This is a genomic window from Nonomuraea wenchangensis (genome assembly GCF_900111685.1).
In the GTDB taxonomy this organism is placed as follows: Bacteria; Actinomycetota; Actinomycetes; order Streptosporangiales; family Streptosporangiaceae; genus Nonomuraea; species Nonomuraea wenchangensis.
On sequence record NZ_FOHX01000019.1, the window covers coordinates 81,525 to 94,199 of the forward strand.

The 12,675-nt window shown below is 70.3% G+C and carries 15 protein-coding genes and 1 tRNA gene; 5 read left to right on the top strand and 11 right to left on the bottom strand.

The annotated features are described in order from the left end of the window. Positions 1-47 precede the first annotated feature (47 nt). The gene (locus tag BMW85_RS39510; protein WP_091092108.1) at positions 48-1,358 is read right to left on the bottom strand and encodes an MFS transporter; all 1,311 of its coding nucleotides are present in this window, start codon (positions 1,356-1,358) and stop codon (positions 48-50) included. A 202-nt stretch (positions 1,359-1,560) separates the two neighbouring features. On the opposite strand from BMW85_RS39510, the gene BMW85_RS39515 reads away from it, so the two are divergent. Next, the gene (locus BMW85_RS39515; RefSeq protein WP_245775326.1) at positions 1,561-1,851 is read left to right on the top strand and encodes a hypothetical protein; all 291 of its coding nucleotides are present in this window, start codon (positions 1,561-1,563) and stop codon (positions 1,849-1,851) included. A gap of 73 nt (positions 1,852-1,924) precedes the next feature. On the opposite strand, the gene BMW85_RS39520 is transcribed toward BMW85_RS39515, so the two are convergent. From BMW85_RS39520 to BMW85_RS39530, 3 genes are all read right to left on the bottom strand, one after another. Beyond that, a complete protein-coding gene (locus BMW85_RS39520; RefSeq protein WP_091092268.1) occupies positions 1,925-2,410 on the bottom strand; it encodes a GNAT family N-acetyltransferase in 486 nt (161 codons plus the stop codon). A 61-nt stretch (positions 2,411-2,471) separates the two neighbouring features. Then, complete coding sequence (locus BMW85_RS39525) at positions 2,472-3,449, bottom strand: aldo/keto reductase (protein ID WP_091092111.1); 978 nt, start codon at positions 3,447-3,449, stop codon at positions 2,472-2,474. A gap of 85 nt (positions 3,450-3,534) precedes the next feature. Continuing rightward, entirely contained in the window at positions 3,535-5,415 is a 1,881-nt protein-coding gene (locus BMW85_RS39530) for a hypothetical protein (protein WP_245775327.1), read from the bottom strand. Between the two features lie 193 nt (positions 5,416-5,608). Between BMW85_RS39530 and BMW85_RS50010 the strand changes: the two genes are divergently transcribed. From BMW85_RS50010 to BMW85_RS39545, 3 genes are all read left to right on the top strand, one after another. Next, positions 5,609-5,776 carry a hypothetical protein gene (locus BMW85_RS50010; RefSeq protein ID WP_177241117.1) on the top strand — a complete coding sequence of 56 codons (168 nt, stop codon included), beginning with the start codon at positions 5,609-5,611 and terminating at the stop codon, positions 5,774-5,776. Positions 5,777-5,943: 167 nt separating this feature from the next. After that, positions 5,944-6,252 carry a hypothetical protein gene (locus BMW85_RS39540; protein ID WP_091092114.1) on the top strand — a complete coding sequence of 103 codons (309 nt, stop codon included), beginning with the start codon at positions 5,944-5,946 and terminating at the stop codon, positions 6,250-6,252. 166 nt (positions 6,253-6,418) lie between these two features. Beyond that, a complete protein-coding gene (locus BMW85_RS39545) occupies positions 6,419-7,639 on the top strand; it encodes an ATP-binding protein (RefSeq protein ID WP_091092272.1) in 1,221 nt (406 codons plus the stop codon). Positions 7,640-7,666: 27 nt separating this feature from the next. Here BMW85_RS39545 and BMW85_RS39550 read toward each other — a convergent pair whose 3' ends face one another. After that, entirely contained in the window at positions 7,667-8,053 is a 387-nt protein-coding gene (locus BMW85_RS39550) for a DUF5997 family protein (RefSeq protein WP_091092116.1), read from the bottom strand. Between the two features lie 54 nt (positions 8,054-8,107). Here BMW85_RS39550 and BMW85_RS39555 point away from each other — a divergent pair, with 54 nt between their 5' ends. After that, a complete protein-coding gene (locus BMW85_RS39555; protein WP_091092118.1) occupies positions 8,108-8,845 on the top strand; it encodes a LysR family substrate-binding domain-containing protein in 738 nt (245 codons plus the stop codon). A 206-nt stretch (positions 8,846-9,051) separates the two neighbouring features. Here the strand turns inward: BMW85_RS39555 and BMW85_RS39560 are convergent, their stop codons facing one another. The 6 genes from BMW85_RS39560 to BMW85_RS39580 all read right to left on the bottom strand — a co-directional run bounded on the left by BMW85_RS39560 (position 9,052) and on the right by BMW85_RS39580 (position 12,628). Continuing rightward, positions 9,052-9,372, bottom strand: coding sequence for a hypothetical protein (locus BMW85_RS39560; protein ID WP_218156144.1), 321 nt, complete (start codon positions 9,370-9,372; stop codon positions 9,052-9,054). Positions 9,373-9,576: 204 nt separating this feature from the next. Then, positions 9,577-9,715, bottom strand: a tRNA-OTHER gene (locus BMW85_RS50015). Positions 9,716-9,823: 108 nt separating this feature from the next. Further along, positions 9,824-10,555: a DUF7873 family protein gene (locus BMW85_RS39565; protein WP_091092121.1), complete on the bottom strand. Its 732-nt coding sequence runs from the start codon at positions 10,553-10,555 to the stop codon at positions 9,824-9,826. Between the two features lie 97 nt (positions 10,556-10,652). Then, on the bottom strand, positions 10,653-11,054 hold the full coding sequence (locus BMW85_RS39570; protein WP_091092123.1) for a hypothetical protein: 402 nt from the start codon (positions 11,052-11,054) through the stop codon (positions 10,653-10,655). A gap of 39 nt (positions 11,055-11,093) precedes the next feature. After that, complete coding sequence (locus BMW85_RS39575) at positions 11,094-11,342, bottom strand: hypothetical protein (protein WP_091092124.1); 249 nt, start codon at positions 11,340-11,342, stop codon at positions 11,094-11,096. 104 nt (positions 11,343-11,446) lie between these two features. After that, on the bottom strand, positions 11,447-12,628 hold the full coding sequence (locus BMW85_RS39580; RefSeq protein ID WP_091092126.1) for an NAD(P)/FAD-dependent oxidoreductase: 1,182 nt from the start codon (positions 12,626-12,628) through the stop codon (positions 11,447-11,449). Positions 12,629-12,675 lie beyond the last annotated feature (47 nt).

Sequence of the window (12,675 nt, forward strand, 5' to 3'; positions counted from 1 at the left end):
TGCAGCGCGCAGTACGGGCAGTGCGTCTTCACCGGCTCGCCCACCGGTCAGACCCTGGCGTGGGCGAGGCTGGCCACGACCCGGACGCCCACCCTGCGGACGTAGCACCACCAGGTGAGCGCGAAGCAGGTGGCGTAGAACAGGCCGAAGGCGAGGAAGGCCGGGGCGGGCGAGCCGGAGGCGGCGAACGACATCCCGAACGCGCGGTTGATGAGGAATCCGCCGAGCGCGCCGACCGCCGAGATGACGCCGATCGCGGCCGACGCCTGCCGCTTGCCGTACAGGAGGGCTTCCTCGCCCTCGCCGCGCTCGGCCACGGCCTTGGCCTGGAAGATCGCCGGGATCATCCGGTACGTCGAGCCGTTGCCGATGCCCGAGGTGAGGAAGAGCAGCTGGAAGGCCAGGAAGAACGGCCAGAAACCGCCGCCCTCGCCGGCCGCCCAGACCAGCAGGACGCCGCCGCCCATCGCGGCGAAGTTCCACAGGGTGACCGGCGCGCCGCCCAGCCGGTCCGCCAGCCAGCCGCCGAACGGCCGGACGAGCGAGCCGAGGAGGGGCCCGGCGAAGGCGACGGCCGCGTATGGGGAGTCGGGGAACAGGCTCTTGCTGAGCAGCGGGAACGCCGTGGAGTAGCCGATGAACGAGCCGAACGTGCCGATGTACAGCACCGACATGATCCACGTCTGGGCCTTGCCGGCCACCGCGATCTGCTCGCGCGGGTTCGCCCTGGCGGTGGTCAGGTTGTCCATGAAGAACCAGGCGCAGGCCGCCGCCACCACGATGAACGGGATCCAGAACCACCCGGCCGCGGCCAGCCCGAACGCGCCGATCACCAGCGGCATGACGAGCTGCACCGAGCTCACCCCGACGTTGCCGCCCGCCGCGTTGAGCCCGAGCGCCACCCCCTGCTTGGCACGGGGGTAGAAGTAGGTGATGTTGGCCATGCTGGACGCGAAGTTCCCGCCGCCGACCCCGGCGACGGCCGCGATCACCAGGAACAACCAGTAGGGCGTGCCTGGATCGTTCACCGCGACCGCCAGCAGCACCGCGGGGATCAGCAGCAGCAGCGCGCTGACCACGGTGAAGTTGCGCCCGCCGAACCGGGCGGGGCCGAACGTGTACGGCAGCCGCAGCGCCGAGCCGATCAGGTTGGGCAGCGCGACCAGCCAGAACAACTGGTCGGTGGTGAACTCGTAGGAGCCCATCCGGGTCGCGACGATGCTCCACAGGGTCCACACGGTGAAGCCGAGGTGCTCGGCGAGGATCGAGAAGATCAGGTTGCGTCGTGCGACGCGCTTTCCTGAGCTCTCCCAGAAAGCTGGGTCATCGGGGTGCCAGTCGGCGATCCAGCGCGCCATCGACCTCTCCTACGCTCGGCGTCGGGGAGCTCCAACGTAGGAATCGGTCGTTACGCACGCGCACGTTCCGTGGCTGTGCGTCCGTTACAGGTGATTCACCGCGGTAACAAGGCACGCACAACCGTCACGCCGGAAACGTGCGCGTAATGCCCGGTTACCGCCGCCTTCCTGGGGTAACGACACTTTCAGCAAGGGGGGAATCATGATCAAAACACTTCACAAGATGGGCATCAAGTCCAATCACATGTACGCTGCCGGGCTCTGCTCGGTCGGCCTGGCCTTCGCTTCCTGGTTCGCGTCCAGGCAGACCGAGCATGCAGGGCTCGACCGCGCGGACCGATGGGGCATCTTCATCGGGGAGTGGGCGCCCACGTTCATGGCGATGGGGGTCGCGCTGCGCATCGAGGAGACGCACCGCGAGCTGGAGGAATCCGAGATGGAGACCTTCGGCAAATCGGCCGACATGCGCAGCCGGACGCACGCGGGGGTCTGACCGGCACGTCACGCGGGTCACGTCACCGTGCGTGACCCGCGTGACAGCCACAGCCATGTTGAGGACCGCCGTCTCACGCAGGATCGAGCGCGCGGTCCGCCAGCCGCCGCAGCGGCTCGTCGGTGAGCCGATACTTGTACCAGTCGTCCTGACGCACCGCGCCGAGTCTCTCGTAGAAGCCGATGCTCGGCTCGTTCCAGTCGAGCACCGCCCACTCCATGCGCTGGTAGCCGCGCTCGGCGCAGATCCTGCCCAGCTCGCCCATGAGCGCCATCCCGAGGCCGCTGCCCCGGTGCTGCGGGCGCACGTAGAGGTCCTCCATGTAGACGCCGTGCACGCCTCGCCAGGTCGAGAAGGTCAGGAACCACAGGACGAAACCGGCGACCTCGCCGTCGACCTCGGCGATGTTGGCGTAGACGGCGGGATGCTCGCCGAACAGCGCGGCGCGCAGGCCCTCCTCGGTGGCGCGCACCTCGTGGGCGGCCTTCTCGTACTCGGCCAGTTCGCGGATCAGATCGAGGATGACGGGCACGTCGTCGGGGGTAGCGGGACGAATCATGCCCACCAGGGTATGGCCAGGCCAGACCTGCCCCGCTCCTCCGTTCCCGCGCCGCGTTCCGCTACCAGCGGTCGTGGACCTGCGGGCGGATCAGCTCGTCGTAGACCTCAGTGACCGCCTCCAGCGTCGCGGGCGGCAGCGGGTCGAGCCCGGCGGCGGCCGCGTTGGCGGCGGCCTGCGCCGGGTTGCGGGCGCCGGGGATGACCACCGAGACCCCCTCCTGGTCGAGGATCCAGCGCAGCGCGAACTGCGCCATCGTCGCCCCCTCCGGCACCAGGGGAGCCAGCCGCCGCACCGCCTCCAGGCCGGTCGCGAAGTCGACGCCCGAGAACGTCTCCCCCACGTCGAACGCCTCGCCGCGCCGGTTGAAGGTGCGGTGGTCGTCGGGCGCGAAGGTGGTGTTCTCGTCGTAGCGGCCCGACAGCAGGCCGCTGGCCAGCGGGACGCGGGCGATGATGCCGACCCCGGCGGCGCGGGCCGCGGGCAGCACCCGCTCCAGGGGCTTCAGACGGAAGGCGTTGAGGATGATCTGCACGCTCGCCACGTTGGGGCGGGCGATGGCGGTCAGCGCCTCCTCGCAGGTCTCCACGCTGACGCCGTACGCGGCGATCTTCTCCTCCGCGACCAGCGTGTCCAGGGCGTCGAAGACGGCGTCCGTCGAGTAGACCGGCGTCGGCGGGCAGTGGAGCTGCACCAGGTCGATGGTGTCCACGCCGAGGTTCTGGCGGGAACGCTCGTTCCAGGCGCGGAAGTTGGACATCACGTAGTTGGCGGGGATCTGCTCCATCCGCCGGCCCATCTTCGTGGCGACCGTCAGGCCGGGGCGGCCCTTGGCGAAACGGCCGACGATCTGCTCGCTGCGGCCGTCGCCGTACACGTCGGCCGTGTCGATGAAGGTGACGCCCGCGTCGGCGGCGGCGGACAGCGTGGCGAAGGCCTCGTCCTCGGAGACCTCGCCCCAGTCGGCGCCGAGCTGCCAGGCGCCGAGGCCGATGACGCTGACCTCACGACCGGTGCGTCCCAATATGCGGTGTTCCATCAGGGTGGCTCGCTTCCTTTGCGTACTGCCTCATATTCCACCACGGCCTGCTCACGGCCCTTCGCTGACGGCAGCAGGCAAGCCGTCACCGGGGGCGGTAGCAGCAGCGAAGGCCGGTGTGCACGGACGCGCGCAGTTCCTCCCCGATCACCGGATCGACCCCGGCGATCCGCGCCAGCGCTCGCCGGATCGCCTTGCCCACCGCGATCCTGGCCCGCTCCTCGCCGCCCGCGAACGGCCGCGCCCGCCCGCCGATCCCGGTGGCCGCCGCCAGCTCCGCCACCAGCCACTCGCGCTCCAGCCGCAGCGCCGACGCCCGTTCCAGGTCGTTCATCTCCTCAAGCTCGTCGATCTCGGCCTGGAGCTGCGTCAGCCGTTCGCGGTAGGAGTCCCGGGCGAGGTCGTCCAGCACGGGCTGCGCCGAGGAGCCCTCGCCCTCCTGCGACCAGGTGCCCGCCGCCAGGTCGGCGGCCAGGATCTCGCGCCCTGGGTGGGCCACGAGCGCCGCCAGGTGGCCCATCCCGACGCTGTGGTCCGCCACCGCGACCCGCCCGCCCAGCTCGATCCGCCAGTGCCGCCCATCGCGGAGGAACCGGCAGGTCCGCCGCGCCTCGCCGGCCCGTCCTGCCGCGCTGCCGACCACGCCGGGCAGCGCCATCCCCAGATCCCTGGCCTCCCGCGCCGCCGCGGCCAGCTCGGCCCGCGCCGCCCCGTCCCGCGGCCCGTCGCGCAACGCCAGCGTCTGCCCCAGCCGGCACCGCGACAGCGCCGCCGCCGGCCAGTGCCCCAGCGCCAGGTTCGCCTGCACGGCGGCGCGCAGATGCCGTACGGCCAGGTCCAGGTCTCCCGTGGTCAGCGCGGCCATGCCCAGCGGGTGCTCCACCGACCCGAAGCACACGACCCCGAGACTGCCGATCACCGGCAGCCCGGCGTACGGGCTGAGCAGCGCGTACGCCCGCGCCGCCGTCCCCGCGTCCTGCAGCAGGTGGGCCGTCTCGGCCACGAAGTACATCGAGACCAGCCAGGAGCTCGAACGGGGCAGCTCGGCGAGGTCCCGCCCCCGTACGCGGGCCAGGTGCCCGGCCGCCAGCCGATGATCCCCGGCGACGGCCGCGACCAGCGCCAGACCCGCCAGGTAGGAGTTGTCGACCGGGCTGAGCGTGGGCGAGCTGGCCAGGTCGCGCAGCCCGGGCAGGAGCTCGGCGGCGCGCCCCTGGAACCAGCGCACGGCGCCGAGCTGGCCGCCGAGCCAGCCGGTCGCGTCCAGGTCGCCGGCCTTGACGCCCCGCTCGAAGCACTCGCCGGCCAGCCGCTCCGCCTCGTCGAAGCGGCCCGCGCGGACGGCGAGCATGACCTCGATGGCGTTGAGCACGTACCCGACCGCGAGGTCGCCGTGCTCGCGCAGCAGCTCGCGCAGCTCCTCCAGGCAGCGCTCGGCGTGCGGGTCGGCGGCCAGGAACAGGTCCACGGTCCGCCACATCAGGCCCATCAGCAGGTCGCTGCGGCGCTCGGTGACCACGGCCAGGCCGATCAGCTCGCCGGCCAGCTCGCGCCTGAGCGCCGCGTGCTCGGGACCGAGCAGGCAGTGGTGGGCCAGATTGAGCGCCTCCGCGACGGCGAGCGGGTCCCCCGAGTCCCGCGCCTCGCGCAGCAGCCGCAGGATCCCGTCATGCGTGCCGTTCCGGTAGTCGTCCTCCCCCTGGAGCCGGACGCGCAGCCGCAACGCCGGCGGCGAGGACGGGTCGAGCAGCGACAGCGCCCGTGACTGCCGCGTACGCACCTGCTCGGACTCCGCCGACGTCCGGTGCTCCCGCGCCCAGCGCCCGCCGAGCCCCAGCGCCGCCAGCGCCAGCGCGATCGGGTCGCCGGACTGCTCGGCCTGACGGTAGGCGGCGTCGAACCAGCGCCGCGCGGTCTGCAGATCTCCGTTCACGTGCAGCGCCCGCTCCCCCAGGACGAGCGACAACCTGACATCCGAACTCGGGGCCGGCACCACCTCCGGCCGTTGTGCCACGCCCACACTCCCCTCCTGTCGGTCTCATAGGCTGAGCACGCGAACGGCCTCCCGAATACCGTTCGAGGATTGAGGACGTCCGGCATCGCCGGGCGGTTCAATTGAGTCGAAACTGTCGGTGCCGCACGGAAGAATGCGGAGCACCATGATTCCTTTCAACGCCGTACGCACTCCGGGTGGCGACATCGTCGTCTTCTACGTGGGCTCCGAGCCCCGCCTGACCCCCGACCAGGCTCTCGCGTTCGCCGACCAGCTCCGCGCCCTCGCCGCCGCCGCCTCGCAGCAGGCCCCCGCGATGGCCGCCGCCGTCTGACCTTCCCGGCCCACCCTCCGGCCGAAGCCCCGCCGGCCCCTCAACAGCTCCTCCTCCAGCCCGCCCGCGCGCGGCCACCGCGATCTTCGTCGGCCCCGTCCGTCACGATGACTGCACACCTGACCGGATTTGCCCGCACCCCCACCCCACCCGAGGAGCCGGCGCACATGGACGTGACAACGACATGGGTGTTCTTGGCCGCTGCCGGTTGCGTCCCGGCCGCACTCGGCATCCACACCCTGGCCACCGGGCGGATCATCATCCTGTCGAAACGCCGGCGCGCGAAACTCCGGCCCCGCCCGTACGGCCTGAGCCAGCTCCTCATGGGCCTCTGCCTCGTCCTCCGTCCACTGTCCAGCGTCGTGACGAGCCCGTTGTCCGCGCTGTACTACGTGGTGCTTTTCGCCTCGGTCGGATGCCTGGTGGCAGCGCTCTGCTTCCTGATGGCCGCGATGATCCCCCAGGACCCACCCTGACCCTGGCAGCGGCAGGCCGCCCACAGAAGCAGCGGCAAACCGCCCACGAAGGCAGCGGCAAACCGCCCACGCCCCCTCCGGCAGAACGCCCACGTAACCGCCTCTACCTGCGATAACCTGCGGGACCGTGACGTACACCTCTCTGTACCCGCGCCACACCCAGGCCATGGCACTGGAAGCGCTGGCCGACACCCGCGTGGTCGTGCTGAACGGCGCCCGCCAGACGGGCAAGAGCACGCTGGCCGCACTGATCGCCGAACACGTGGCCGACGCGCGTCAGCTCTATCTGGACGATCCGGCGACCTTGTCCGCCGCCGAAGAGGATCCCGTCACCTTCGTCCGGCACGACGGGCTGCTGCTGATCGACGAGATCCAACGCGCCCCTGCGCTGCTCCTGCCGATCAAGCACGAGGTCGACAGGGATCCCCGGCCGGGCCGCTATCTGCTCACGGGCTCCGCGCGCCTGCTGGGACTGCGCGACCTCCCTGACGCCCTGCCGGGCCGGACGGAGACCATCGAGTTGTGGCCACTCTCCCAAGGGGAGATCGACGACGCTCCCGACGGCTTCGTGGACTGGGTCTTCACCCACGAACCCGACGCCGCCATGCGTTCCTCTTCCCTCCGTAAGAAGGACTACGTCGAGAGGGCGTTGCGCGGCGGCTATCCGGAGGCGGTCCGGCGAGATGCGGGACGCCGGCGTAACAGGTTCTTCGACTCGTACATCACCGATCTGATCACGCGTGACGTGCGTCAGATCTCCGACATCGAACGTCCTGCTGAAATGCGCAGGCTGTTGAGCGTCGTCGCCGCCCGTATGGGCGGACTGGCGGTGATCCAGTCGATCGCCGGCGACGTGGGACTACCCCGGGTGACTCTCGCCCGCTACCTGGACCTGCTGGAGTTGGTCTTCGTCATCAAACGGATCCCGGCCTGGTCGTCGAACCTCACCCGCCGCGCCGTCTCCACCCCGAAACTGATCCTCACGGACAGCGGTCTCGGCGGCCGCCTGATCGGCATGTCGTCCGAACGCGCCAGAGACGTCACCGCTCCCGTAGGTCCCCTGCTCGAGAACTTCGTCACCGGCGAGGTGGCGCGGCAGCTCACCTGGGCCGACGAACCAGTCCAGCTGTTCCACTACAGGGACCGCGACCAGGTCGAGGTGGACATCGTCCTGGAACACGCCTCAGGCGAGGTGGTCGGGATCGAGGTCAAGGCCGCGGAGACCGTGCGCGGCGACGATTTCCGCGGCCTACGCCACCTGGCCGACCGGCTCGGCGCACGGTTCCGTGCGGGCTTCGTGCTCTATGCCGGGGAGCAGGCGCTGGCGTTCGGCGAGAAACTGCGGGCCCTTCCCATCGCGGCCTTGTGGACGCTGGGAGACGTATAGGAGAGCCAGCGCGGGCCGGCCGCTAGGTCAGCCCTCCTGCGCTCGCTGCTGCTTGAGGCGGAGCGCCTCCTTGCGGGCCTCGGCCTGGACGGAGCGCTCGTGCTCCAGCCACGCCGGGTTCTCCGCCTTGATCTCATCGATCTCGGCGGTGGTGAGCGGCTGGGTGATGCCGCTTCTGGCCAGCCCGGAGATGGAGACCCCGAGCTTGGCGGCCACGACCTGCTTGGGATGCGGGCCGTTGCGGCGCAGGTCGGCGAGCCAGGCGGGCGGCTTCGCCTGCAGGGCGTTCAGCTCGTCCCTGGAGACCGGCCCGGCCTGGAACTCGGCGGGGGTCGCCGAGAGGAGGACCCCGAGCTTCTTCGCCGCGGTCTCGGGCTTCATCGTCTGGACGGTCTTCGGTTTGGGCGACGGCATGACGCCAAGGGTAGTCAGTCGGAACGGGTTCCCTGACATCGGTACGCTGAGGCGGTGACCGATGGCGAGAGCGGCAGGACGTTCCGGTTGGCGTACGCACCCGGGGTGACACCCGCCAAATGGGTCAACATCTGGACCGAGCGGCTGCCCGACGTGCCCCTCACCCTGGTCGCGGTCCCCGCCGCCGAGGTGGTGGCGCTCCTGCGCGACGGCGGCGCGGACGCCGGGTTCGTCCGGCTGCCGGTCGAACGCGACGTGCTCAGCGTGATCCCCCTCTACGTGGAGACCACGGTGGTCGTGGTGCCGAAGGACCACGCGGTGGCCGCCGCCGACGAGGTCACCCTCGCCGACCTGGCCGACGACGAGATCCTCCACCCCCTGGACGACACCCTGGAGTGGACGGCCCTGCCGGGCCTGCCCGCATTCACCCGCCCGGCCACGACGGGCGAGGCGGTCGAGCTGGTCGCGAGCGGCGCCGGGCTCCTGGTGGTCCCGCAGTCGCTGGCGCGCCTCCACCACCGCAGGGACCTCACGTACCGGCCGCTGCTCGACGCGCCGCAGTCGCAGGTCGGCCTGGCCTGGCCCACGGACGCGACCACGGACCTGGTGGAGGAGTTCATCGGGATCGTACGCGGCCGCACGGTCAACAGCTCCCGAGGCCGCACCCCCGCCCCCGCCGCCGAGAAGCCGGCCCAGCGCCGCAAGGAACGCAAGCCCAACCAGACCTCCTCCGGCCGCCGCACCGCATCTCCGTCGCCGAACCGCAGAAGAAAAGGCAACCGAAGCCGCTGATCCGCAGAAGCGTCACCTCAAGTGACAGCGACCATCCTTCCGTGGCCGTAGCGACCAACTCACCACGACAGCAGCGACCAACTCACCACGACCTGCCCTGATGCAGGGCATGGTCACCACGCCCCGCCCGGGCCTTCGATCCACCATCAGGCGGAGCAGAGCGGCACGCAGACGTTCCCCTTCGGCGACCGGATGCTGGCCACCACTCAGTCCTCGACGCTCGCCTCGCCCGGGTCCGCCGATTCGAGGCGTACGCACTCCACGCCGTGCGCGGCGAGGATGGCCAGGTATCCCGGCACCCGCCGGATGAGGTGGCCGGCTGACGCCTTGAACCAGGCCGCCGCCTGCGGGTTGACGGCGCGGTCGTAGACGGTGGGGTCCACGGTGGCGGGGTCGGTGAAGTTGGCGTCGTACCAGGCGTTGTTCTCGCGCCTGAAGGCTTCCTCCGCGTCCGACAGACGTCCCTGCTTGGCCAGGGCGTTGACGAGGCCGAACACGCCCGGACAGATGCCTCGTCTGTTCGGCACGGGGCTTTGGAACCGTACGTACATCTGCGCTCCTTGACGGCTCGGCCGCGACGTGACGACGGCCCGGACAACGGCGACGGCCCCCCGGCGTTCCCAAGCCGGGGGGCCTTGAATGTTGCCGCCATATCTGAGGCCAGCAGCGTTTAAGAGAGCAGATCAGCTCTGACGATGTGCGCTCTGCCATTGAGCCACCGCGGCATGAAGAGCCGCGGGCCGGATTCGAACCGGCATCTCAACAATCATGGCCTGCCCTCGGTCGATGTGGCTCTCGACGGTCAATGCTGAGCTTCGAGCGAGAATCTGAATGTGATCGGCTGCCTCTGCCGGGTTGGGCTACCGCGGCGCGAACCGCGGGGAGGGCTCGAACCTCCGCTTGGGCCGTTCGTCAGCTTCAGCCTCAGCCTCAGCTTCGCGCTTTCGCGCACCCCGCGCTCAACGGGGAGTCTCTACGTCAGCCGAACAGGTACGCGAACACCGCGTCGCCGACCCTGCGGTCCTCGACGCCGACGCTGTTGGCCTCTTCCCGGGCGTACTTCACGGCGTCCTGCAGCTTCTGCACCCGAGCCAGCAGCTCGTTGACGCGGCGGGCCGGCAGGGCGCCGGAGAACGCCGTCTTGGTCCAGTAACCGACGACGATGTCCTCGGTGAACACCTGCACCTGCGCCGGATGCTTGTCGGTCGCCTCCGCGAGCACGTGGTTGCGCGGCACCTTCTTGGTGCGGGTCGTCTTGACCGGCTCCGTACGCCACGCGCCCGCGTTGTCGTCGAACGTCCACGTCTCCGCCGGGTCCAGGGTCGGCAGTTTGGCGATGAACGCGTACAGGTCGACGAGCTGCTTCTCCAGGAACAGCAGGTAGGTGACCGGCGCGCCTTCGATGAGGGTGGTCCCGTCCACGACGACGTCGGCCTTGGCGACGGTGTTCGTCCAGTCCTTGGTCGCCGTGACGTCGAACAGCTTCGTGAGCGCCTTGCCGACCTCGGCCAGCACCTCCTCCGCCTTCACCTGGACGCGGGTGGACTCCGGCGGGAGCTGCTCGCCCTCGTCGTCGATCGGCTGGTAGGTGCGCGACAGGCCCGACAGCAGGGGATGCTTCTGGATGGTGTGGTGGGCGTCCGCGACGGCGCGCTGGCTGCTGGCTTTGACGCCCTTCTCCACGGCGAGGATCTGGTTCAGCTTCGCCACGGCGAGGGTCCGTTCATGCGAGGGGTGGACGGGATGAGGCGAAAGCGTACAGCGGTCCGCCCGAAGCCCCGCAACTCGTTTAACCGTCCGGCGACGCTCATCCACCTGGGCAGTCGCTGTCGCCGCCGCTGTACTCGGCGCAGTAGCCGGACGGCAGAGGCGGCGGAGGACGTCGCAGCTCCGCCTGCCGCGCCTCCTTGTACAGACCCGCCAGGACGAAGAGCACGCACGCCGTCGCGACGACGCCGAAGATCCAGGCGCGTACGACCCTGCCGGTGAAGACGCAGATGCCGGTGGCGAGGACGGGCGCGACAGTGAAGATCACCGCCGCTGCGGCCAGCCACGCGTTCAAGACGCCACGGTCGAGTTCGGCGTCACGGGTGAGGGCGGAGACGATCGCCTGAAAGAGGCACAGCGGAACGCCGATGAACCAGATGATCGCCAGCAGGCCGAGGACCATGCCGCTGACGTTGCTCGACTCCGTCTCCTCCGCCTTCACGACAAGGGACTATTCCGTCCGCTTGCCATGAAGCACAAGTCAGGAATTGAGCTGCTTGCGTCCTTTGTCCGTCAGCGACGCCAGGTGCACAGCCACACCGAAGGTGGTGAAACCCGACCTGGCCGCAGCCGTGAACCCTGCGATCACTGCCTCTGACGGATGATCCCTGACCAACACGTCATAGGCCGCGAACTCGTGGTCCCGGATGGCGGCGAGAACCATGTCCGTGGTCAACTCCGAGTGACTCACGATCTCCTCCAGCAGGTCGCCCTGCCCCCACAGTCTCACCGTCTCGGCTCCCTCGCCAGATTCTGTACGGTCAGAGCTTGTCCCAAGGCCCGAACGTTCGCGCGGGCGAGCGGACCACCACGCTCGCCCGGCGACGCGCTTCGTCATGAACGCGTGAGGGGTCGGGTCCCCGACGCGCCGGTGGCCGCGAGGTGGCGGCGGCGGCTCGGCATCATCATGGTCGGGTGGGAGATGCTCCAGGCCGCGCTCGCGCAGATCAGCTCCTTGATACGCGCGGCGGTCCGCCCAGTGAAGACGGTGGACGTGACCTGGTCGTCGGGGGTCACGCGCTGGATGATCCCGTCGCGGCGCCCAAGACTGATGCACTGCACCGAGTAGCCGATCGTGGTCTCGGGAACCTTGCGACCGGTCAGGCGCGCGGCGATGACGTCGGCCGCCAGCCACGCCATCGGATTCGCCGAGGCGCAGGACATCCGCAGCGGCCCGCCACCCGCTCCTTCGGCGTACGCGGCGTCGCCGACGGCGTACACGTCGGGGTGCGAGACCGATCGCATGCCGGCGTCGACGACGATCCGGCCGGTGTCGGACACCTTCAGGGTGGTGGCGGCCGCGATCGGGTGCACGGTGAAGCCCGCGGTCCACACGGTCACCTCGGCCCGGATCTCGCCGCCCGCGCCGGTGACCACGCCGTTCGCCTCGATCCGCGTGATGTCGACCTGCTCGTGAACCGTGATGCCGAGCCGGTCCAGAGCTCCGCGCAGGTGGCGCTGGGCCTTGTCGCTGAGCCAGCCGCCGACGCGGCCCCGGGCGGCGACCGCGACCTCCATCTCGGGGTGGACTTCGGCGATCTCGGTGGCCGCCTCGATGCCGGTCAGCCCGCCGCCCACGATCAGCACGGTCCCGCCGGGCCGCACCTCGCTCAGGCGCGCCCGCAGCCGGAGCGCGGCCTCCTTGCCGGCCACGTTGTGGGCGTGCTCCGCGACACCAGGGACGCCGGCGTCGGCGATGGTGCTGCCCAGGGCGTACACGAGGGTGTCATAGGCGAGGGTCTCACCGCCGAGCTCGACGGTCTTGCCTTCCACATCGACGGCGGTGACCCGCGCGGTCCTGACCTGTACGCCGGTGCCCGCGAAGACGTCGCGCAGCGGGCGGGGCCGCAGATCCTGCCCGCTCGCGAGCTGGTGCATACGGACCCGCTCGACGAACTCAGGGTCGCCGTTGACCAGGGTGATCTCGACGTCGTCGCGGTGCAGCCGCTTGGCGAGGCGACCGGCGGTGTTGGCTCCGGCGTACCCGGCTCCCAGGACGACGATGCGGTGCTTCATGGCTCGCTCCTATCTGGTTCGCGTTCACCTCCTGAACCGGACAGGCG